Below are 22,652 nucleotides of genomic sequence, written 5' to 3'. Positions count from 1 at the left end.
CTAAATCAAGAATCGGTAACGCGGTATAAAAGCCAGTTAAACTCGCCCTTGGGAGCTCATATTCTATTCCATTTCATCGCCAAAGAACTTGGAAAGGACTTGTCATTCCACTGCGTTCCTGATTTTGAAATAGAGAAGCTTGAACTGAAACAGAATATGAAGCTCTGAATCCTGCATCTTGAAGTCACTTGGGTATAGAAATCATAACAAAAGCGGCGCACTACATCCAATTTCGCACGCCGCCTCCTAACACTGTTCACACTATTTTATAAAAACACCAAATTGTAGAGAATACCCGCACTTATTGCCATGGTCAGAATGACCGCGACAAATGACACTATCATGGTGTTTTTGAACATGGATTTAAGCAGGATAACCTCTGTCAGGCTGGCACCAGCACTCCCGATAATGAGTGCCATGACTGCACCTAACCCCATGCCTTTTGCTGCCAGCGCTGCGCTGAGGGGAATAACCGCCTCAGCGCGAACGTAGAGCGGGATGCCAATTACAGCCGCGACAGGTATCGCCAACGGATTATTTTCACTCGCAACAGAAGCGATGAACTCAGTCGGCATAAACCCGTAAATCACCGACCCCAATGCAATTCCCCCAATGAGGTAAGGCAACACCTTTTTAAAGTCACTCCAGGTACTGTTCCAGACTTTTAGCCACTTGTTCTCGGGTTTCGATTCCGCACCACAAGAAGATGCCGAGCAGCCAGAGGATGCAGGAGCCTCATACACTTCTGGTTTAATGTATTTCTCAAACCCAAGCTTCTCAAGCAGATACCCTGCGACAATCGATACGCTCATTGCCACAGTGAAATAGAGCATCGTCACTTTTAGCCCAAAAGTCACTGCAAATAGCCCGATGATAATCGGGTTAAGTAGCGGGCTTGCGAATAAAAAGACCATCATGGTCCCAAACCCTGCCTTTGCTCTTAGCAATCCTTTTAAGAATGGAATGGTTGAACAAGAACAAAATGGCGTAATTGCCCCCAAAAATGCAGCGATGATGTAACCACTGCCATTTTTGCTGCTCAAAATTCGCTGAATTTTTGAAGGTGGGATGTACATTTGTACTACCCCAACCAGATAGCTAATCAGCAAAAAAAGCAACGTCAGTTCGACTGCTAAGAAGGCAAACATATTCAGCGTTTCTTGTAAGGCGAGAGAATCAATAGTCATCATTTTACACATCTATATTTCTAGAATATTCGAAATATAAGATCATCTATTGTATCGATCAAGATATTTCTATTATTATCGAAATAAATTTTTTACAGGATCTGAAATGGACATTGATATTGTTGCGAAATCACTAAAAGAACTTGGGCACCCGACGCGGCTGACGATTTACAAATCTGTGGTCAAAGCAGGGTTTAAAGGTATTGCCGTGGGTGGCTTACAAGAAAAACTGAACATTCCCGGATCAACGCTCTCACACCATATCTCTGGATTGGTTTCAGCTGGTCTGCTAACGCAGCGAAGAGAAGGACGTACACTGTTTTGCGTTGCTGAATACGAAAAACTGCAGTATGTGATCAGTTTCCTTTTAGATGAATGTTGCGCCGACGAAGAAGAATCATAAAGCCCTCCACATATGCAACTCTCCCCGCCAATAGGAGATACATATTCTCTTCTGCGAGAATATTGCGCATTCCTCAACCATGAGACTTTAATCTAATCTATCCTTTTAAACTTAAGACCACACAAAAATTATGGTGATAACATGCATCATTTCGTTTTGTTTTCCTTGTTTACATTACTAGTAAACTTGTTCGTGGTTCTTTCTGTTCACGCCAGTATTACTGAACCGCCTATTCGGGTTTGCGGCAAACCCTGGGCGCCCTACTTTTATCTGGACCCTAATCCCTCGGTTGGTGAACGCCCCAAAGTTCAAGGGATAAATATCGAGCTTTTTAAAGCCATCAGCCAAGACACTGATCTGGAATTCTTGCCGGAAGTGATCCCTTGGAAACGTTGCCTGCACAATACAGAAAAGTTCAGTTCACTCAAAAAACATGAAGTTGCCACTGACGCCACCTATAACGCCAGTCGGGGCGAGAAATATCACTTCGTCGGTCCGATTTATTCGGCACCTATTGCTATCTTCTACTCGCGAAGAGCATTCCCAAACGGAGTGATCAACCCTGAAACCAAGAAAGCAGTGACCAAAGTGAGAGAACTAAAACACTTTGAGATTTGTGGAATGGCAGGCTGGAACTATGAGATTTACACCAGTAAATATGGTATTCCTCAGGACAACATTATCACCACCGTTCATGGCGGGCTGACAAGCGTAATGAAGATGCTGCAACAAGAGCGATGCCAGATTTTGGAAACTCAGGTATCCATAGTGGCAGGCAGTATCTCGACGGGGAAACTGTCACTTCCCAAAGACATCAGATGCCAACGCCTGATTGAAAAGCCTGTCGATTTTTATCTGATGATCTCGCGCCAGTCTCCTCGTGCTGAAGAGCTGGTTACGAAGCTCAATGCGTCTCTAGTGAAGTTAAAAACTAATGGCGTACATCAGACGATTTTTGATACTTATATGAAATCCGTGATCGGTGATGATCCAAATTCTCTACTCGACTGCCTGTGATATAACCTCTTTAGTTAGATAGCCTGCAAGCTGTCAGCTTGCAGGCTTTTTCCACACTAAGTACAAAACAAACACACCACCTAACGCTGCAGTTACGATGCCCACCGGGAGTTCCTGTGGCGAAAGAATAGTCCGGCTAACGATATCACCCAGCGTCAGCATCACGGCTCCCCACAAGGCTACCAGTGGCAGCGCAAGCTTGTGAGTCATCCCTGAAAATGGGCGTACAAGATGAGGAACCATCAGCCCGATAAAACCGACCACTCCAGTCAGGGCAACAATGGATGCGGTGCAAAACGCACAACATAAGAAGACTTCACTTCGAAGTCGATGCACATTAACACCAAGGGAATGCGTAGTTTGTTCACTAACCAGTAAAGTATCGAGCTCGCGATAGCGGAATAAGATCAGCACCACCACACACAATACGCCAATCGCAGCAAAAATCAGGTTCTCCCAACGAGCCAGTCCCAAACCTCCCATGGTCCAGAACAAAATAGAAGTGGCGGCGCGCTGATCACCCGAGTAGATCAGAAAACTGGTCACCGCTCCGAATAGAAACGAGATCGCCAGACCACACAGCACCAGGTTGTTGTTGCCTCGCTTTTTCTGCATCGAGAATAAGATCAGCACTGCGGAGGCAGACACAATCCCTCCGGCAAAAGCTGCCAAAGGAAGCGACCACACCCCTAACGCATCGCCCAGTTGAGTTATGACCATTACAGCGCCAGCAGAAGCGCCGGAAGACAAACCAAACAAGAACGGATCTGCCAGATCATTTCGCGTCGTTGTCTGAAGCAGAGCACCAACCATTGCGAGCCCTGCCCCAGCAATGATGGCTAGAAGAGCTCTTGGAAGCCGTAAATCAATGAGGATCCGGCTGGTCATGCTCATCTCTTCGTCATTGAAAGCACGTAGCCCTGCCAGTACTTCATCAAGTGACAGTGACACCGAACCAAATTTTAAGCTGAACACAAACGAAACAAGCATGGCGCTTCCTCCAAGCCACCATGCCATCTGGTATTTAGACAATTTCATTAAGCGTTACTTTGCCTTCACTTATTGAGAAAAGAACGCATTGGAGAGTTTTTCTATCGCTTCAATGTTGGCAGGACCAGGAGTGAGTTGTTCATATCGTAACTTCACATAGCGCTCAGATTTAACAGCGTTGGTATGTTTCATTAGAGGGTGTTGCTCCAGAAAGTCCTTAAGAGCATCGGCTCCGTTGGCGGTCTGGTAGTCAAGTAAGATGATGACATCTGGGTTTTCTCTCGCCACATTTTCCCACGATGTTCTTGCCCAGCTTGTTTCCATATTTTCGGTAATGTTGTGCCCACCGGCCTCATGGATCATTGCATTCGGCATGGCAAATTTGCCAGCGGTGAAAGGTTTGTCCTCGCCGGAGTCAAACAGGAAAACTTTTGGCGCGGGCTGACCCGAGCTATTTTTCTTTTCTGCAACTGCTTTGACTCTTGCCTTCCACTCTTTAACCAGAGCATTGGCTTTGTCTTGTCGGTCGAATATCACACCCAGTTTTTTAACGTCTCCGTAAAGCAGTTCCATGCTGGCGCCGTCTTTAAGTTTATGCGTGTGAATGCAACTTTCAGACAAAACCAAGGTATCAACGCCATAAGGCTTTAAGCTTTGAGGCGTCACTTCACCGCCCACTTTCATTCCGTAGTTCCAACCCGCAAAGAAGAAGTCGGGTTTTGCTGAAATCAGTGTTTCTAGCGACGGATATTTAGGCGCAAGCTCGGGCGTTTCGCCTAAGGTCTTTTTGAACGATGGCGACATCTTGTACCAACCAGTAATACCTGTTACGCCAACCATGCTTGTCTGAAGATCAAGTGCAAACGCCATTTCAGTCATGTTGATGTCATGAAACACTGCGCGTGTAGGACGTTTATCAATGGTAAGCGGGCTACCACAGTTATCGACAGTTACGGGGTATTGGGTATCTGCTGCATTGGCAACGGCAATGGGGAATAAAAGAGTCAGTATTGCAGACCACTTCATTAGGCGGCTCCTATTGATGGAATATTGTAATTTGACGATGCGGCTTCAAAATGATGCACCGCACCTGCGATTTGAGGATGACTGAGCGTGACAACGCGCAGCCCAAAAACGGGGGTGATGTATTCGTTTTGCATCACTTGCTCTGGCGAGGCGTACGCCACCATTTTTTGTTCTGACATTAAAAGGACTTTGTCGGCAAAAGGGGCGACTAAAGGCAAGTCATGTAACACAGCGATGGACGCAACGCCTTTCAGTTTGATGAGCTCTAGCAGTTCAAGGCGAGCAAGTGGGTCTAAATGGTTAGTCGGCTCATCGAGTAGCAACAGTCTGGGTTCTTGAGCGAATGCTCGCGCAATATTTGCCCGTTGTTGTTCGCCTCCTGAAAGCGAACCAATCGGGCGGTTGCCTTTCATTGATAAGCCTACGTCTTCCAAAGCCTGTTCAACCGCTCGCTCGTGTTCTTTATTGCTACAACAGAAAGTATGGGGAACACGTCCCAGCCATACATATTCACGAACAGTTAAACGAGGATCAGCGTGTTCATGTTGCGCCACAACCGCAACCATTTTCGCCTTTTGGTTTGGATCCAGCTGATTGGCATCTGTCCCATTAATTAACAGCCTGCCATTCACTGTTTTAAATTCTCCAGTAATGGCTTTGAGCAAACTGGATTTACCGCTTCCATTTGGGCCGATCACAGCCACACATTCGCCCTGAGCTACAGAAAACGTCGCATCAGTGACAGCTCTCCAACCTTGTGAACTGTTCGAACAGAGCTGCTGAGCGGAAACTATTGACGTAGGCAATCCCTTCATAAGAAATCCATTGAACCAAAAAGATACGTTATAACATAACATTTATAGAAATATAATTGTCAATAGTATTTTTAGCTCAGCCTGGGAAATACCATTTTTGATACGGGTCTTTTACGTCCTACCTTCAGGGCGCGACGAAACCAAATTTAATAGGTAAGAAACATGTAGATTATGGTTCAGAGCACGAATAAAAAACAGTGTACAAAATTTGTGATAAGCGTCCTGATTTCAAGAATTGGCAATATTGTTAATAACACTAAATTGCTAATGTGCTGTGGCTGTGTTTTAGGGGGTTCAGCTCCAATAACGAGCACAGTTTAGTCACAGAACAACTACAGAAATAGCTTCTAACAGAATCAGCACTAAGTTAAACCTAGAGTTGTACGGTGGGGAAATCTGTTGTTAGCGGAAAGGATGTAACATGAAGAAATTATTACTTTTACTCACACTGGTACTTTCGCCAGTAACGCTTGCCTCGCAAAATCACCTGGGTTTAAAAATTGGCGCATCATCTATCGAAAACTCAAAAGACGAAGATGCTGGGCTTTCTTTTTTAGTCGACTATGCGTACCAGTTTCACCCCAATTTTTCGGCAGAAATCGGCTATACAACTGCGAGTGGTATCTCTAGCTCAATCATAACTGGTGTTCTTGGGGATACAACAGAATCACTTAGCTATAGCGCAACATTTGTCGGGCTTAAAGCACACTTAATCCCCGTAGATTTTTTCAATTTGTATGCAGTGGGCGGAGCCAGTTACTCCAACGTTGAAAAGATACTCACTCCAAAATCCGGCGGTGTAGAAACCGTAGATTCGTACAAAGGTGTAAACCCTTATTTTGGAGGGGGTGCAGAGCTGATATTTGTCGATACTCTTAGCTTAAGTTTGGAATATCGTCGGTTTATACTTGAAAACAGTTATGAGTCTAACGCCCTGTTTGCTGGCGTAAACTTTAAGTTCTGATTCTGAAAAGCTGCGCGGGCAACTCTGTTCGCGCAGTTCTATAGACGAGTCAGAAGTCGCGCCGCTTCATTTTCTGTGTGTGTTTCTTTTTTCGCTTTGCTCCACCTGTGACTCAGTGCGTGCGGAGCATCCGATGCTATCTCATCTTCTTTTTGTCGTATCGCATCAATTTGCGTACCCAGATCTTTAATCGGTGATCGAAAGTCGACGACATATTCAATCCGTTTTTTCAGAGCACCGTATCGGCGCGCAACCTGTCGGTGAGTGTCTGCTTTTTCCGACAGCCTAAGAAACGTCTGCAGGTAAGCAAATAGTGCCGCGGAAGTACCGACAACTGGTGACAGCCACACAGGCTGAACATGGCTGGCAAAAATCAGTACGGAAGAAGCCGTAGTCAGCACGATCAGAACAACCCCTAACAATAAGTGATAGCGACCATAAGAAATCGCTGTATAGCTATGCGCCAACTGCGCACGCTTACAGCGAGCCCGCCATTTAACTAGCGTCGCTACCTGACCTTCATTCAGACTCTTTGCCATAAACACAACCTGAACATCTCATGTCCAGCATTCCCTGCCCAGTCACAGCATATTCAAGGCACTTTTCGCCCCCCGCGAAAGTTATCGTGCCTCTCCTTTTGCATATCAATTCATATCAACCTTTTAAAATATACTGTATGTATATACAGTTTTCTACCGATATTTTTTTGCACTGTTGCTTGCTTGTGAACACATTCGAATTGCGGCAGGTCAGCCCGAAACATCGTCGCAGTTTTGGATAAAAGTGATAGGAATTGAGACAGGTAGGATAAAGCACTAATCCATCTAGAAGCACGTTACCCCAATGATTTAGGATGTGGCAAAACGATGCAGTTCGTCGCCTTCAAATCGATAATATTCTTTTTCTTTAATCAGAGAGGCACCGATAGAGCGATAGTACTCTCCGGCAGTAGGGTTCGTGGTTTCAGCAGTCCAGTCCAGACGAACACACCCATTGTCAGAAGCAATTTTTGCTAGATGCTTCATGATACTAAGACCAACACCGCTTCCTCTTGACTGGGAAGAAACGAACAGATCTTTCATGTACATCTGACCTGCCAAAGTCGGTGCTGGGTACATCACGGTAAAAGTAGCAAAACCCAGAACTTGCGAACCTTTATATGCAGCGACGACTCTTACACCCGAGAAATCTGAAAACACCTGATTAACGAGATAGTTTTCAAGCTCATCGCAAGACGCAGCATTATCTGAAAAGTAGTAACGTTCCAGCTCGGCAAATATTGGCACAAGTTCAGAACATTCAGCTTTGCCTACTAGCTTAATTTCCATGTTTCCCCCCCCCTTTCCATAGTCTCGGTCGGTTCACCTATAAACCATCACTTGGTGTAACTACAAACTAATTCGCTAATAAACCTGACTAACAATTAAAATGATTTGCCATTTAACACTTGAGTATAACCAGCAATTGGTCGCGCCAGTAGCTAACTAAATAAAGGAGTGATGAGAATGATAAGAAGAGCAAGATAGGCTTACTTTCGTATTTCAGGATAGAAGAAGCAAAAAAAGATCACCTACGTACCGCAACGTAGGTGAGGATGTGCTAAGTACCACAAATTAAGGTTGCATATACCATCCATCGGACGGATAAGGCATTTTCAGAGCGAATACTAGTAGACAAAAAAGTGATACTCAACCCCATGTACAGTCAATCATCCCATAAAAAATCAAAATACCGTACACTATCAAATTTACAGAATTCCAACATTGACATTCATTTGTAACCAATAACTAACTTGTTGAAAATATATCCGTTATTTACCTGATAGTTTGAAATGAAAGCATTTCAGACGCTGATAAGTGAACATCAAGCTCCTCAACGCTAAACTGCCTGTCGATACATCAAGACTACAAACAACAATATTTCTATTCCTGTAACCTGGCAGTATAGCCGTTCCCATTCAAAAGTGTTTAAATTGGCGTAGAGATAGGTAGTCACTCCAATGAATACCTTTACAAACAGAAACCTAGAACTGCAAAGGATTGCAAGGTCTCATCAGAGGATATTAATAAAATGAAAGTAATAAGTTTCAATATCAATGGTTTGCGTGCTCGCCTTCATCAACTACAAGCACTTATTGATAAGCACCAGCCAGATGTGATTGGTTTGCAGGAAATCAAAGTTCACGACGATGCTTTCCCGTTAGAAGATGTGGAAGCGATGGGCTACAAAGTTTACTTCCATGGACAGAAAGCCCACTACGGCGTGGCCATGTTATGTAAACAAGAGCCAATTGAAGTTAAAAAAGGCTTCCCAACCGATAACGAAGATCATCAAAAGCGTATGATTATGGCGACTTTCGAAGACGCCAATGGTGAGAAAGTCACGGTATTAAATGGTTATTTCCCTCAGGGTGACAATATCGCCCATGAAACAAAGTTTCCATACAAAGAGCAGTTCTACAAAGACTTAATGACCTACCTTAACGATCATCACACCAACGATGAGCAAATCATTGTGATGGGTGATATCAACATTAGCCCGGTCGATCTTGATATTGGCATTGGTGAACCAAACCGCAAGCGTTGGTTGAAAACGGGCAAATGTTCATTCCAGCCTATTGAACGTGAATGGTTGCAAACACTTTTAGATTGGGGATTCGAAGACACGTTCCGTAATCTGCACCCAGAGGTGGATGATAAATTCTCATGGTTCGATTACCGCTCAAGAGGGTTCGATGACAACCGTGGACTCCGTATTGACGTAGTTTTGGCAACACCTACTCTCGCAAGCAAATGTATTGAAGCGGATATCGACTACGAACTGCGTGGGATTGAAAAGCCGTCTGACCACGCACCTATCTGGTCTGTATTTAAATAATCATTCTCTACAACGAAAAAACCCCGCTATCTCTAGCGGGGTTTTGTTTTTTCTAACGCTTAGTGTTGTACTTCTTCTACAACCACTGGCTCTTTAGGCAGTGAGAAGTGAAGCAGCAGGTATCCGAGAATCGCAGAGGTTGTCGATCCCATCAAAATACCCAGTCTTGAATAAGTATCGAACTCGGCACTTACATCGACAAACGCTAACCCGGAGATGAATATCGACATCGTAAATCCGATACCACACAGAACCGACACCGCAAAGATGTGCACCATGTTGATTCCCTCTGGTAGCCTTGCTACACCAAGTTTTACAGCAGCCCAGCTAAAGCTGAAGATACCCAGAGGTTTACCAACCAACAGACCTAGCGCAATACCTAGCGGAAGCATGTCCGTCAGACCTGAAAGTGAAACACCTTCCAGCGAAATACCCGCATTCGCAAACGCAAAGATAGGCAGAATCAGGAACGCTACGTAAGAGTGTAATGAATGTTCCAGATGTTTCAGTGGAGATCTTTCACCCTCGTTGCCTTTGAGTGGGATAGCAAAACCAATCACCACACCAGCAAGTGTTGCGTGAACACCAGATTTAAGTACCGCTACCCACAAGATGAATCCGACAATCAGATACCAGCGAAGTTTGGTGATGTGCCTGCTGTTCATAAAGAACAGTACAGCGGTGGCGACAAAGCCTATCAGCAGTGCGGTTGTAGAAAGTTCACCTGTGTAGAACAGAGCGATGATAACAACAACACCCAAGTCGTCGATGATAGCCAGCGCAAGCAGGAAAACCTTCAGGCTAACTGGTACACGTTTACCTAGCAGCGCCATGATACCCAGTGCAAACGCAATATCGGTTGCCGCAGGAATCGCCCAACCTTGCATTGCTGTTGGGTCACCGCTATTGAAAGCAATGTAAACAAGTGCTGGTGCTAGCATACCGCCGACAGCGGCAATGGCTGGAAAGATAGCTGTTTCTTTCGATTTTAAAGCACCTTCGAGAAGTTCGCGTTTTACTTCTAGACCAATGAGAAGGAAGAACACAGCCATTAAGCCGTCATTGATCCAGTGAGAGACGGACATGCCCAAGATGTAGGTATGAAGACCAGCTTGGTACATTTCATTAAGTGGAGAGTTTGCTACAAACATTGCAATTGCTGCTGCAATTACCAAGATTATGCCACCCGCTGATTCCATCTTAAAAAAGTGTTTTATGACATCATTCATGATATCGCCCTTTTTTTATCTACTTTTGTTAATAGAATGCTAACAAACAATACGCCAAAGTTTATAATGTGACTTGGTCTTAGAAAAATCGCTTGTTCAGAGTCAAAACATCGGTATTTCCGAAGATAACCATGTTTTAACCAGAGTATTCCTTACTGTTATTCTTAAGCTGCCTGTTACGTCTTACCTAAGTGTAAACCTCTTCACAGTTTATAAGGCTAATCGTTGCAACTTATTCGCTATTTATAGCTACAAAAAAACCGCGCTACAAGAACACGGTTTTTTCTGAATCGAATTATGAGAGTGAATGCTTATTTTGAATCGTTAGGCACTGTAAATCCTATTCATTCAATAGCCAGTTAACTGCATCAGACCAATGGCGTCATGGCTTCCCGTTGCCACTATTGGTCCTTCCCAGTATGGAATCGCAAAGGGTAGCCACTGCTCTGCTTTCATCACTCGTGTCGTCAGATTGATATTGTGCTCCGGTACATTAATAATCCACTGAAGGGGTAAAGTACGACCGTTGCGAAGGGTAGAATTACTTATTGGGATAATTTCTAATTCGTCACCTTGCAACACTACAACATCACCTTTGCGGTTTGCTAATGTACCAAAAGTATAGGACGGCTGACGGATATGGCGATATTGGTTAACCATCAACGTTCTTCCGTCTTCCAGACGCAACGCAAATTGATCCCAGCCTTGCTGACCTTCCGCCAGCAGACCACTGCCCCATTCTTTGTTGAACCAGGCTTCGCCTTGTACCCGATAGGTCTTGCCTCCAAGAGTTAGTTCACCTTTCGTCCTGATAAAAGGTGCGCTAATGCTATAGGATGCAACAGGCAATAAATCGTGTTTGATCTGGTAACCCAGCTCGCCGTTGACCACATAGGGACCGATGGCAGTGCTATCCAGATTCAATTCAAACTCATCCGTCGAGATATGTAAGCTACCCGGAAATGGTGAGCTACCTGTGGTTTTCCAACGCCAGTTGTCTATCCACATACCAAAAGGTAGTTCCTGAATACCCGCCTGCCCAATGCCCCCTCGAGCAACGCGCTGTTCTTTAATACTGGTTTGATTCGAGGTGATAACAGCGTGAGACAGGTACATCTGAGGGCTTTGCCAACCACTCATTTCACGTTCGTCATTGGCTATTCGGAAAAAGCTCCACTGTATCCCGTAGTGCTCACCTTGTTCGTCTTGTACGTTGGCAAAAAAGTGCCACCATTCGTGTTGAAATTCTGGGTGTTCTTTAAAATCCTCGGGAATAGCGACAGGATCATCAGGTAAGACAGGTTCAAATACTGCGTCTTTGCTGCCTATCAGCACCGCATTCACTTCGTTGTGATGTTCCCCAGTTACGCCACCGTAAAATGAGTCATAAAAGATCCAGCCAATACCGCTCAGGGCAATGATAGAAAACAGAATAGGAAATATTTTAAGTTTGGTGGGGCGTGCCATTCTACAGAGCGTCCCTTAGAGATTTCATCGGTGTTTTGCGAACCATATTAAATACAGGCCAAGCTCCGGCAATCATCAGCGCACTGAACGACCAGGCAAATGTTGCCCCGTATTCCCAAGGAATAACCTCCAGCTGCATCGTCCAGCCAAAAGATTGCTTCAGAACAACGTCAATCATCAGATCTGCCAAAACTAACCCGAGAGGAATAGCGATTAGCGCAGAAAAAGCCCCCAACACAAGCAGCTGTAAGCCACCTAAAAGCACCAGCTCTTTCGCAGACAACCCAAAGCACCGGAGAAGCGCAAAGTGACGTTGTCGTGATATCTCACCTGCAAGAGTTGCGAAGAACAGCCCAAACACAGCGATGACTAAGGTGATATTCCCCAGAGTTCCTGCGATACCAAAGGTACGGTCAAACACTTTCAGAGCCTGATCGTGCACCTTATTGTTGTCGTAAACTCGTTCAGGAGAAAGCTTGAATTCTTGATTCAACTTTCTGAGTAAAATGCTGGTTTCTGCCCCGTCTTCCATGATGATGCCCAACCCCACTTCACCCTGATTGGCAAAATGAGTCAGCCAGTTTCGATGCGACAACATTACCTGATTGTATGGGTTTCCGTAATCATAATAGACGCCCACTACCTGCCAATTACTTTCCAGAGGTGCAGGAAGTTGAATGTAATCACCTGCGCGAATGCCCAGTTTAATCGCCATCGATTCACTGACCATCACACCTTGGGAATGGTGAAGGTGGAACCAGTAATCTGGAATAGCTACTTTGATCGTCAGAGCGCCTTTCTCACCTGTAGAATTTCCGGTACTGACGGCTTGAAGTGTCCCATCAATGTTATTGATGTCTTTCTCCCAGCGCCACCAGACCTCTTTGACCTCATCTTGGTCATCTAGCCAAGAACTCATTCGCTTGGCAATACTGTTAGTTGGCATCACATAAACGTCGGCAGCCAAACGTTGAGTCAGCCATTTGTCGGTTGTCTCACGAAAACTACCAACCATGGTCTCAACACCAATGTTGGTGGCAAGCGCCAGCATAAACGCCATTGCCGCAACGCCTCGGTAACTCATACTGGCAGCACAATCAGCAAAGAACCAGCGAGCTTTCACCCAGGTTAGAGAGAAAGAAAGAATGTTAAAGATTTTCCACACCACCCATGGCATGAATAAGCCAACACTGATCAGAAGCAGTGCTATCAAGGCAAAGCCCGATTCCTGAGTTTGGTTAGCCTGATGAACGGCAACTGCTGCAATCAAAAACACGCACGCAAGCATCGCCTGAAACGTAAACTCTTTACCTGCAAAGCGAACAATCGACAATTTGGCACTCAGACGTGCAGGCTGAGTGCGAAGAAGGCGGAATAATGGGAAACTACAGGCCAGAAGAGTCCCCATAATGGCGACAAGAAGGCTCTTCTTGCTCCATTCCCAGCTCCACTGAATATCTAGCCCCACATTGGCGTTGTAAAGGTCTTCTAAACTTGCGGAAACCGTTGGCATTAGCTGGTTAGCCAGGAACAAGCCAAACACATTTCCGCAGAGCCATGCTATCAAGATCCAGAAAATCAGCTCGTATACCAAAGCCAAGGTAAGTTGCCACATCGAAACCCCGGTTTGGCGCAATACACCAACGAGGGGCTGACGCTGAACAAAAGAAAGCGTCATTGCCTGATAGAAAATGAACAACCCTACAAAGAAGGAAAGCATTCCCAACGCTGTTAAGTTGGTATGGAACGCCAGTGTAAGAGAGTCCAGTTCGGCTCTGGTATTCTGCGAGAACTTCATACCATTAGGAAGCAGCTCTTTGAGCTTCTCCACTTTTTCTGGTGGCATTTTTCCGCACGCGATAAGATCAAACCCTGTACGGCGACTGAGCATTCGAATCAAAGCGATATCTGCAACAACTCGGGTACCAGAAAGCAAGTTCTGCTCATCAACCAGAAGTGGTCCCAGTAAGCTTCCGTCTTCCAAAGGAATGTAGTCACCATCTCGCCAGTTTAGGTGAGATGCTAGATCAGAGCTGACCATGATCGGATACGGTGGCTCTTTGAGCTTAAGGGTGTTGATGTCGCGAAGAGATGCGCCCTGCTGCAATTCCAGCATGGCGACAGGGTCTAAACCAGTAATGGTCAGTTCTAAACCAGTTTGGGTAGAAATTCGGTAAGCATCAAACGGCATGCATTGGTGAAACCCTTCACGCCGCAGTTGAACATAAAAACCCTGAGGGATCTTGCTGGCAGTTTGGACAGGTCGAATACGATAAGGTAAAGGGTTTGAAAACAGCTTTTCGCCTGCGCTGTAACTTTGTTTAGCATGGTGGTTAATGGCGAGAACGCCAACCAGAAGAGAAACCCCGAGGGTCAGACCAAGCCAGACTAAAACAATCTGAAGCGGGTGACGCTTGTAGTGACCGAGTAGTGCTTTAACTACGGGCCATAACATGCAGTTGTCCTCCCTGAAGACGAATGCAGCCTTCCATATGCTGCGCCACTTTTTCACTGTGAGTGACCAGTAGTAAGGTGCAATCCAGCTGTTTGGTCAGGGTGGTAAGCAATCGCATCACAGCTTCAGCATTACGTTCGTCCAGGCTGCCCGTTGGTTCATCCGCAAGGAGCAGTTTCGGTTCCATATACAGAGCACGTGCAATGGCGGCACGTTGCTGCTGTCCACCGGATACTTCTTCAGGGTAGCGACCCAATAAAGGCATTAGGTCAAGAGCAGACAAAATCTGACGCCACAGTCCTCTGTCTTCAGGAAGACCTTTGAGCTGACGACAAAAGCGGATATTGTCTGCGACATTCAGGGTAGGAAGTAAGTTGAACTGCTGAAAGATGTGTCCGATGTTATTTCTACGATACGCTGTGCGCTTATATTCTGGCTGGGTATGCATACCAAATTTGGCGAACCAAATCTCGCCAGAGTCGACTTGATCGATACCTGCAATAAGATTGAGTAAAGTGCTTTTTCCGGAGCCGCTTTCCCCCATTAGGGCTAGCTGTTCACCTTGCTCCAACGTTAATTCAGCCCCTTGCAGTACGGGATGAAATTCACCACCATCTACGTACCCTTTACATAGGTCTGAAAGATTTAACATTCACTTACTCAACAGGCTTAGTTAGAAATTAGGTAAGAGAATCTACACTAAAACCCTGTGACTAGGAAGCATTTTGACGCAGGGATCACACTATATGCACTTCGTTACATTATCATAGCGATATTCGTTCAATTTCCGACCAAATTACGTATCCACTTCTTGCTTTTTATACGGTATGAAGATCCGAACCATTTGATGAGCTCTTCAAGCAAAAATAAAGCAAATATGAACTCGGGTTTCCAGCCCAATATGATCGCACAAAATGCCGCTACCGGAATACCTATGACCCATTGAGCTATCAAGTCCTGATAAAGACAAAAGTTCACATCCCCACCCGCCCGCAAGATACCGACAATGGCCATCATTGGGAAAGATCGCAGGACAATGCCCACGCATAAAATCAAGATGAATTTCTCGCTTAACGCCCGAGTTTCTTCGGTTAACGCGGTAAATGCATCCAAGATATACATTTGAGCGACAAAAAGCACCGTCGCAGTGATTATGCCGAGAACAATATTGATGGCTACCAAACCAATCGCCCGGTAGTAAACCGACTCGTAATCTTTGGCACCCAATTGGTTGCCAATGAGCACTGCGGATGCATTTGATACTCCAATCAACAAGCAGAGTGACATAGATTCTACTGGTGTCATAACGGACAACGCCGCCAACCCCTGTACTCCGGCTTGCCCTAATATTGCATGGTAAGCAAATAAACCTCCCGCCCATGCAAGAAAGTTAAAGGTCGTTGGCAATGACAGTTTTAAAAACCGGGTAACGGTATCCATATTCCAAACCTTTGCCATCTCTTTAAAACCAAACGACAAAAGGTGTTTTTTCCAATACAGGTAACCAAACAGGCAGGTGACTTCAATACAGCTACTGATAAGCGTTGCAATTGCTGCCCCTTTAATTCCGAGCGCCGGAGCGCCGAGGTTACCGAAGATCAAAACCCAATTAAAAAAGACATTCGAAAGAATTCCGATACCGCTAAAAAATGTACTTAACCCGGGTTTTTGAATCGACCTTAACCCCACCGCCATACTGGCAACGCAGGCAACACCAAACATGCTGAATGCGGTAAGAATGATGTAGTCTTTTCCAAGATCAACGACCTCTGGGGAATCGGTCGCAATTGCCATTATCTCGGATGGAAAGAAGACAAACCCAAACACCGTTAACGCAGCCACCAGCATCGAAATCATCCAGGTTAATGCCGTACTTTCTTTTACCCCCTGATGATTAGCCGCTCCCCAATATTGGGCGATAAGCATAGCCCCACCGGTAGTGATGCCCACTAGCATGATGGTAGTGACGAACATGGCACGAGAGGCGATTCCAACTGCGGCAATTTCAGCTTCACCGAGTTGTCCCAACATCAAAACATCCACCATACCCCGGCTAGAAAACATCATGCTTTGCAATGTGATCGGTAAGGCAATCGCGAACAGTTTGCGAACAAAGTCTCCTCGAGTATGCTGAAATGCAAGATGTGCGGTTGATGTCATACGTCCCTCTGAGCATCCGGTAAGAAATATGGAGTGAGCGCGGAGAAATGGCGATAATTTCATCCGAACTATCAATCTATATGAATAACATTAATAAGTATATGGATTATATGGAAAAAACTCGTGTGTTAGTGCTAGGTGCTTCTGGGTATGTCGGATCGCAATTGATTCCACAGCTTTTAGAGCAAGGATATGAAGTCATTGCGACCGCGCGCCAGATCGACTATCTGAGGCAGAGAGTCGCACCTCATCCCGACCTGACCATAGAATTTCTCGATCTATCGGATAAGCAAGCGACGCTGAACGCCGTAAAAAATGTCGATATAGCTTTTTTCTTAGTACACGGAATGGCTCAAGGCTACGATTTCCTGGATTATGAACTGTCTCTGGCGATTAATTTTCGTGAAGCTTTGGATAACAGCGATATAAAGCATGTGATTTACCTGAGTTCGCTGCAACCGCAAACAGGAGATTCCAGACATTTAAAAGCCAGAAGAGAAACAGGAGAAACGCTGAGGCTTTCGAAGGTTCCCGTAACAGAGTTGCGAGCTGGCGTTATCATAGGTGCCGGAAGCGCAGCTTTCGAAATAATGCGTGATTTCATCTACAACTTACCCGTCATTATTGCCCCTAAGTGGATAGACTCTAAAGCAAACCCTATCGCTCTGGAGAACTTAAATCACTACTTACTGGAACTCGCAAAGACCTCTCCTACGCAGCATCAAATGTACGAAGCTGGCGGTCCTGATATCGTCAGTTACCGCCAGCAATTCGAAATCATCAGCGCAATTACCGGGGAAAAGCGCCAGATCTACTCTACTGCTCTGCTCACACCTGCCATTGCCGGATATTGGCTAGGGTTAGTCACTTCAGTGCCTTCCAGCGTTGGTCGGGCGTTATTGGCAGGGCTCACCCACGATTTTATTGCTGACAATCGCGAGATACGAAGCCAGATCCCTCAGTCGTTAATTTCTTTTGAAGATGCAGTAGCAAATGCCATCGCCAGCGAAGGGAAATACTTACGAAGTAATGTCTGGGGTTTTGACCCCGCCGCCCTAAAGCGGTGGCAGCCCGGTTTTGGTTACTACCCTAAGCAGACAGGCGCTAAAATCCGATCAAATGCTCAGGCAAATGAAATATGGACATATGTAAAACAAATTGGAAGTGCTGAGCATGGCTATTTTTTCGCAACAGGTTTGTGGCGATTAAGAGAGTGACTGGATGTACTTTTTGGCGGCGGTCTGCCAGTCAGACAACATCCAAGTGACGGCACATTGAAGGAAGGCGATTTCATTGATTCCTGGAAAGTTATTAAGCATCGGGAAAATGAATTTGTTTCTCTACTGTTTGGAATGAAAGGTCCCGGGCTTGGGCGATTGGAATTCACTTTGAGAGATCATGGAGAGCACAGAGAACTTGAAGTAAAAGCCTGGTGGCATCCAAAAGGCTTCTTGGGATTACTCTACTGGTTTGCCATGATGCCCGCCCATCTTTTTGTATTCAAAGGGATGGTGAAAGCCATTGCAAAACTGGCTGAAAAGAACTCAAACTAAAAGAGAGCCGCTTGGCTCTCTTTCCAGTTTTGATAGATTTAACTATCCACCGCATAACCAATTGGTATTTCCGCCAGCTGCGGTCCGTGGTTATTTGGGAAAATCAGGTACTCACCGTGGTATTTCACTTTGGATTTGTAATCCGTCACCTTGTGGACCAAAAAACCTTTCTCTGTCGCCAGCTTAACAAACTCGGCGTGATTTCCACGAACATACCAGCTCATAGGCTTGACGAGGTTTTCTCCATCAAAGCAGTCATCACATTGATGCGAACAAAGCAGGAATGAACTGTCACCTTCGGTAAACACCTGAATCTTTTCGCGTGCATCGTATTCTGTACACACTGCCCAGCCTTTCTCTTCCATAAAATCGATAAATGCTTCGATTTCACTATCTAGAATGGCTTTTGGTTCTTGGTCAACAGGTGCAAGTTCACTGTAAAGCGTCGATATCTGACGAAACAAAGTAGGCAGATCTAATTGGGTCCCTTTACTTCTTCCCGATTTTTGCCACTTTATAAGGTCGCCACTCGCCAAGCGGTGAAATCTTTGCCCTTTGATGGATTTGGTTATCCAGCGCAATAAAAAGTTAGTGTTGCTGACAGGCGCATTGGTTAATCGCCCCTTTACATGCTCCTGATCCATTTCATCAAGTGCAGCATTTACCAGTTTTTGAATTTCAATATGATACGCAGACATTACGCTTTTCTTCCTAACGTCCAATAGAACAGCGCGGATAATACCGCACACAAGAACATCATCATAATCATTGGGATTTCACTGTCGGATGGCATCATTGCAACAGCAGCACCCATAATGGAAGCAATGCCGAACCTTAGCGTACCTGCCAATGAAGAAGCAGTCCCGGCCATAGTGGGGTAACCGCTGAGTAATAACGCCATGCTATTACTACCAATGGTGGAGATGGTGCCAACAAACAGCATGACAAAAGGCACGATGCCCCAAAGCCCGAAATCAAATAGCCAGCCGACAAACAAGCCAATACCCGCAATGAGCTGAATGGCTAACCCAAACTTAAGCATCCAGTGAGAGCCCATTTTCCTAACAATCCGACCATTTAGTGCGGTCATAGCTATCATGCAGATAATGTTCAGACCAAATAAGTAACCGAATTGATCAGGCGATACATGATAAAGGTCGATGTATACGAAAGAGCCTGCTGTTAAAAAAACAAACATGCCAGAAAAAGAAAAAGCGCTAGAAAAATTAAGCCCAAGCGCAACCGGGTTCTTAAATAGCTTGGCGTAATTTCGCAGGCTCGTTCTGAAGTTTAAAGGTTGCCTGTTTTCAGGTGCCAGAGTCTCTGGGATTTTCCAAAGTACAGCCGCAATGACAATCGCCGAAAATATAGCCAGTGTCCAGAAAATGGAGCGCCAACCAAACCACACGGCTAAGTGCCCGCCAATCATTGGAGCAACCAGAGGAGCCAAGGTGACAACCAGGGTGATAAACGACATGGTGCGCGCAAAATCTTCGCGGTCAAACATGTCACGAACCACTGCCTGAATGACGGCTGCGGCTCCCGCCCCTGCAAAACCTTGAGCTACGCGCACTGTCATCAGCGCATCAATTCCATTGGTCGAAGCCGATACAATGGCAGCGAGACCAAACAGAGTCACACCAATTAATAAAACCGGTCTACGACCATAACTGTCGGCTAATGGACCATGTAGCAACTGGCCTGAGGCAAAGCCAAGGGTATAGGCGGTTAAAGTCATTTGTACTTCGCCAGCAGTCACGCCCAGATCTTTTGCGATCGTAGGCATTGCTGGCAAATACATATCAATGGCTAGAGGTGTCAGTGCACCAATAGCGCCTAAAATAATAAACAGCAACAGTCCGAGTTGCGGTGTCGTTTGAGACGGCATAATTCTCCTAATTAGAGAAAGTAGAGTAGGCTAAAAACAGTTTTATCAGCCCAAAGCTGGACGCGTCAGTACTCAGAGGCAGCGATGCATAAAGACTGCTTTTCTACCAAACGGAATCTATTTCTTCTTGAGTCAGATAGCGGTATTCACCGGGCTCCAGATCTTCATCCAGGTAAATGTCACCGATGCGCTCACGATGTAAGGCTTCCACTTTGTTTCCCAGTGCGGCAAACATGCGTTTCACCTGATGGTATTTTCCTTCATGAATGGTTAACAACACTTCATTGTCGTCAATAATCTCAAGGTGAGCAGGAAGTGTGGGTTCTTTTTCATTTCTCAGTTCAATACCCTGTTTGAATTGCTCAACATACTCCTGTTTAACTGGATCGGCAAGCAAGACGCGGTAGGTTTTCTCACACTTGTGTTTAGGAGATGTAATGCGATGAGACCACTTTCCATCGTCGGTTATCAAAACCAATCCTGTAGTGTCTACATCCAGGCGACCTGCGAAATGAAGGTTTTCCATTTTTACTTCGTCTAGAAGAACAAAGGCAGTGTGGTTAAAACCGTCTTCATGTGAGCAAACAAAACCATCAGGCTTAAAAAGCATGATGTAACGTGGACCTTGCATCGCAATAGGTCGATCCTGCCATTCTACATCGCAATCTTTGGTCACTTTAAATGCGCCACTCTTTTGCATTACACCGTTAACGGTCACGTCACCGCTTTTGATTATTTTGGTGGCTTCTTTACGTGTTGCTCCCAGAGCATCACAGAGAAATTTGTCTAAACGCATGGATACCTCAATTTTACTAAGTCGGGTATTATACCCAGCAAACAAAAATAAGTGACGATTTTCATTATTACATGTACACCCTTCGCCCCTATCAAGCAGACTCCGTAAAAGCGGTAGTTCATTACTTTCGCAAAAACAGCTCCCCTGCCGTTATTGTGTTGCCCACCGGCGCTGGTAAAAGTTTGGTTATCGCCGAACTCGCCAGGCTAGCGAAGGGGCGAGTATTAGTCCTTGCGCATGTAAAAGAGCTGGTAGAGCAAAACCACGCCAAATATGAAGGATACGGCTTGCAAGGTTCAGTTTACTCGGCAGGTCTTGGGCGAAAAGAAACCGATCAACAGGTAGTATTCGCTTCTGTTCAGTCCGTCGTTCGTAATCTGGATGCTTTTGCCAATCAGTTTTCTCTTCTGGTGATTGACGAGTGCCACCGCGTACCAGATAACACCAACAGCAGTTACCGCAAAGTGATCAGCCATGTTCAGTCCATCAACCCGGGGATCAAAGTACTTGGGCTTACCGCAACACCTTATCGCTTGGGTATGGGCTGGATTTACCAATACCACACTCGCGGCTTAGTCCGAAGTGAGGAGCCCAGATTTTTCCGCGACTGTATATTCGAGCTTCCTATTCGTTACCTGTTAGATGAAGGCTTTCTCACCCCAGCAAAAATGGTTGATGCCCCAGTTTTAAGCTACGACTTCTCTCAGTTAAAACCTGCATCCACCGGGCGCTACAAAGAGTCCGAAATGGACATGGTGATAGAACAATCTAAACGAGCCACTCCTCAAATTGTTCAGCAGATCATTCATCACGCCGAGCAAAGGCATGGAGTGATGATATTTGCCGCTACCGTTCGACACGCTCAGGAAATTTTAAATTTACTCCCAAAAAACCAATCTTCGATTGTGATTGGCGATACGGAAACCAAAGAGCGCGACAGCATCATTCAGGCATTTAAAAACCGCGACATAAAGTTTCTGGTTAATGTATCAGTTCTGACGACGGGTTTTGATGCACCTCACGTCGATTTAATTGCAATTTTGCGCCCAACTGAATCCGTCAGCCTTTATCAGCAAATTGTCGGTCGAGGGCTTCGTCTTTCAGAGGGCAAGACTGAGTGTCTGGTATTGGATTACGCAGGGAACAGTTACGATCTCTATCAGCCAGAAATTGGTAATCCTAAACCAGATTCAGAAAGTGAGATCATCACTATCCCGTGTCCGTCATGCGGCTTCAATAATAGTTTTTGGGGCAAACTCGACTCTGCGGGTTTCCTTATTGAACACTACGGCAGAAAGTGCCAAGGCTACTTTGAGGATGAAGACGGAACTCGCGAACATTGCGACTACCGTTTTCGCGCAAAATACTGCCCCGAGTGTGGCGCTGACAATGACATTGCAGCACGCATTTGCCATGAATGCGACGCCACACTCGTTGATCCAGATAAAAAGCTAAAAGAGGCGCTAAACCTTAAAGATGCTTTAGTCTTTGAGTGTACGGATATGCAGTTATCCGTCCATAAGGATGACAAAGGCAAGTCGCAGCTAAAAGTAACTTATTTCGGCGACAACAATGCGCAAGTCCATCAGTTTTGGTCATTAACGACGAAAAAGCAGAAAGAAACTTTCCACAAAGCCTTTGTCAGACCCCATCTTGCCGACAAGCATCGCCCGTTTGAAGAAAGCTCTCCCACAAAGGTGGTCAATCACCAACATCGGTTTCGCCTACCTCAGTTTGTGATTGCCCGTAAATCCGGGCGATTCTGGAAAATGCGAGATAAGATCTTTGCCGACGAGCTGACTCAATAATCGTTAACTCTTTTCAT

General features: G+C 45.5%; 19 protein-coding genes and 1 pseudogene. 6 read left to right on the top strand and 14 right to left on the bottom strand.

The features are described from left to right. Window positions 1–266 precede the first annotated feature (266 nt). Window positions 267–1,190 (bottom strand): permease, encoded by a 924-nt coding sequence (locus QMG91_RS06390; RefSeq protein ID WP_409351254.1) that lies wholly within the window; start codon window positions 1,188–1,190, stop codon window positions 267–269. A gap of 103 nt (window positions 1,191–1,293) precedes the next feature. Between QMG91_RS06390 and QMG91_RS06385 the strand changes: the two genes are divergently transcribed. Both QMG91_RS06385 and QMG91_RS06380 read left to right on the top strand, forming a co-directional pair. Continuing rightward, on the top strand, window positions 1,294–1,590 hold the full coding sequence (locus tag QMG91_RS06385) for an ArsR/SmtB family transcription factor (protein WP_004402309.1): 297 nt from the start codon (window positions 1,294–1,296) through the stop codon (window positions 1,588–1,590). A 141-nt stretch (window positions 1,591–1,731) separates the two neighbouring features. Further along, window positions 1,732–2,607: a substrate-binding periplasmic protein gene (locus QMG91_RS06380; RefSeq protein ID WP_281829695.1), complete on the top strand. Its 876-nt coding sequence runs from the start codon at window positions 1,732–1,734 to the stop codon at window positions 2,605–2,607. 33 nt (window positions 2,608–2,640) lie between these two features. Here QMG91_RS06380 and QMG91_RS06375 read toward each other — a convergent pair whose 3' ends face one another. From QMG91_RS06375 to QMG91_RS06365, 3 genes are all read right to left on the bottom strand, one after another. Next, the gene (locus QMG91_RS06375; protein ID WP_281830446.1) at window positions 2,641–3,597 is read right to left on the bottom strand and encodes a FecCD family ABC transporter permease; all 957 of its coding nucleotides are present in this window, start codon (window positions 3,595–3,597) and stop codon (window positions 2,641–2,643) included. A 69-nt stretch (window positions 3,598–3,666) separates the two neighbouring features. Beyond that, the gene (locus QMG91_RS06370) at window positions 3,667–4,623 is read right to left on the bottom strand and encodes an ABC transporter substrate-binding protein (RefSeq protein ID WP_281829694.1); all 957 of its coding nucleotides are present in this window, start codon (window positions 4,621–4,623) and stop codon (window positions 3,667–3,669) included. Continuing rightward, window positions 4,623–5,438 carry an ABC transporter ATP-binding protein gene (locus QMG91_RS06365; protein ID WP_281829692.1) on the bottom strand — a complete coding sequence of 272 codons (816 nt, stop codon included), beginning with the start codon at window positions 5,436–5,438 and terminating at the stop codon, window positions 4,623–4,625. Before QMG91_RS06365 ends, QMG91_RS06370 begins: the two co-directional genes overlap by 1 nt. A 421-nt stretch (window positions 5,439–5,859) precedes the next feature. On the opposite strand from QMG91_RS06365, the gene QMG91_RS06360 reads away from it, so the two are divergent. Beyond that, window positions 5,860–6,402 (top strand): outer membrane beta-barrel protein, encoded by a 543-nt coding sequence (locus QMG91_RS06360; RefSeq protein ID WP_281829689.1) that lies wholly within the window; start codon window positions 5,860–5,862, stop codon window positions 6,400–6,402. Between the two features lie 38 nt (window positions 6,403–6,440). Here QMG91_RS06360 and QMG91_RS06355 read toward each other — a convergent pair whose 3' ends face one another. Then, window positions 6,441–6,941 carry an SLATT domain-containing protein gene (locus tag QMG91_RS06355; RefSeq protein WP_022611064.1) on the bottom strand — a complete coding sequence of 167 codons (501 nt, stop codon included), beginning with the start codon at window positions 6,939–6,941 and terminating at the stop codon, window positions 6,441–6,443. A gap of 309 nt (window positions 6,942–7,250) precedes the next feature. Next, the gene (locus QMG91_RS06350) at window positions 7,251–7,730 is read right to left on the bottom strand and encodes a GNAT family N-acetyltransferase (protein ID WP_022611063.1); all 480 of its coding nucleotides are present in this window, start codon (window positions 7,728–7,730) and stop codon (window positions 7,251–7,253) included. Between the two features lie 742 nt (window positions 7,731–8,472). On the opposite strand from QMG91_RS06350, the gene xthA reads away from it, so the two are divergent. Beyond that, entirely contained in the window at window positions 8,473–9,279 is an 807-nt protein-coding gene (xthA, locus tag QMG91_RS06345; RefSeq protein WP_004402316.1) for an exodeoxyribonuclease III, read from the top strand. Between the two features lie 59 nt (window positions 9,280–9,338). Here xthA and nhaA read toward each other — a convergent pair whose 3' ends face one another. From nhaA to QMG91_RS06320, 5 genes are all read right to left on the bottom strand, one after another. Next, the gene (nhaA, locus tag QMG91_RS06340) at window positions 9,339–10,508 is read right to left on the bottom strand and encodes a Na+/H+ antiporter NhaA (protein ID WP_004402317.1); all 1,170 of its coding nucleotides are present in this window, start codon (window positions 10,506–10,508) and stop codon (window positions 9,339–9,341) included. A gap of 348 nt (window positions 10,509–10,856) precedes the next feature. Continuing rightward, window positions 10,857–11,975 carry a lipocalin-like domain-containing protein gene (locus tag QMG91_RS06335; RefSeq protein ID WP_223094353.1) on the bottom strand — a complete coding sequence of 373 codons (1,119 nt, stop codon included), beginning with the start codon at window positions 11,973–11,975 and terminating at the stop codon, window positions 10,857–10,859. A 1-nt stretch (window position 11,976) separates the two neighbouring features. Then, window positions 11,977–14,430 carry an ABC transporter permease gene (locus QMG91_RS06330; protein WP_022599084.1) on the bottom strand — a complete coding sequence of 818 codons (2,454 nt, stop codon included), beginning with the start codon at window positions 14,428–14,430 and terminating at the stop codon, window positions 11,977–11,979. Beyond that, window positions 14,411–15,082, bottom strand: a complete 672-nt coding sequence (locus QMG91_RS06325) for an ABC transporter ATP-binding protein (protein ID WP_004402320.1) — start codon at window positions 15,080–15,082, stop codon at window positions 14,411–14,413. Before QMG91_RS06325 ends, QMG91_RS06330 begins: the two co-directional genes overlap by 20 nt. Window positions 15,083–15,210: 128 nt before the next feature. Beyond that, window positions 15,211–16,590: an MATE family efflux transporter gene (locus QMG91_RS06320; protein ID WP_281829680.1), complete on the bottom strand. Its 1,380-nt coding sequence runs from the start codon at window positions 16,588–16,590 to the stop codon at window positions 15,211–15,213. A gap of 101 nt (window positions 16,591–16,691) precedes the next feature. Between QMG91_RS06320 and QMG91_RS06315 the strand changes: the two are divergent. Then, window positions 16,692–18,143: pseudogene (locus QMG91_RS06315) on the top strand (DUF2867 domain-containing protein). 38 nt (window positions 18,144–18,181) lie between these two features. On the opposite strand, the gene QMG91_RS06310 reads toward QMG91_RS06315, so the two are convergent. From QMG91_RS06310 to rsuA, 3 genes are all read right to left on the bottom strand, one after another. Beyond that, on the bottom strand, window positions 18,182–18,841 hold the full coding sequence (locus tag QMG91_RS06310; protein WP_281829678.1) for a DUF2913 family protein: 660 nt from the start codon (window positions 18,839–18,841) through the stop codon (window positions 18,182–18,184). Further along, window positions 18,841–20,031 (bottom strand): Bcr/CflA family multidrug efflux MFS transporter, encoded by a 1,191-nt coding sequence (locus QMG91_RS06305; protein WP_281829675.1) that lies wholly within the window; start codon window positions 20,029–20,031, stop codon window positions 18,841–18,843. Before QMG91_RS06305 ends, QMG91_RS06310 begins: the two co-directional genes overlap by 1 nt. A gap of 103 nt (window positions 20,032–20,134) precedes the next feature. After that, a complete protein-coding gene (gene rsuA, locus QMG91_RS06300) occupies window positions 20,135–20,827 on the bottom strand; it encodes a 16S rRNA pseudouridine(516) synthase RsuA (RefSeq protein WP_281829673.1) in 693 nt (230 codons plus the stop codon). A 71-nt stretch (window positions 20,828–20,898) separates the two neighbouring features. Here rsuA and QMG91_RS06295 point away from each other — a divergent pair, with 71 nt between their 5' ends. Further along, a complete protein-coding gene (locus tag QMG91_RS06295) occupies window positions 20,899–22,635 on the top strand; it encodes a DEAD/DEAH box helicase (protein ID WP_281829670.1) in 1,737 nt (578 codons plus the stop codon). Window positions 22,636–22,652: the final 17 nt, after the last annotated feature.

This window comes from Vibrio nigripulchritudo (assembly GCF_027924785.1).
Classification (GTDB): domain Bacteria; phylum Pseudomonadota; class Gammaproteobacteria; order Enterobacterales; family Vibrionaceae; genus Vibrio; species Vibrio nigripulchritudo.
Note: the sequence above shows the minus strand (reverse complement) of the source record. Positions and strands in the feature narration are given on the sequence as shown.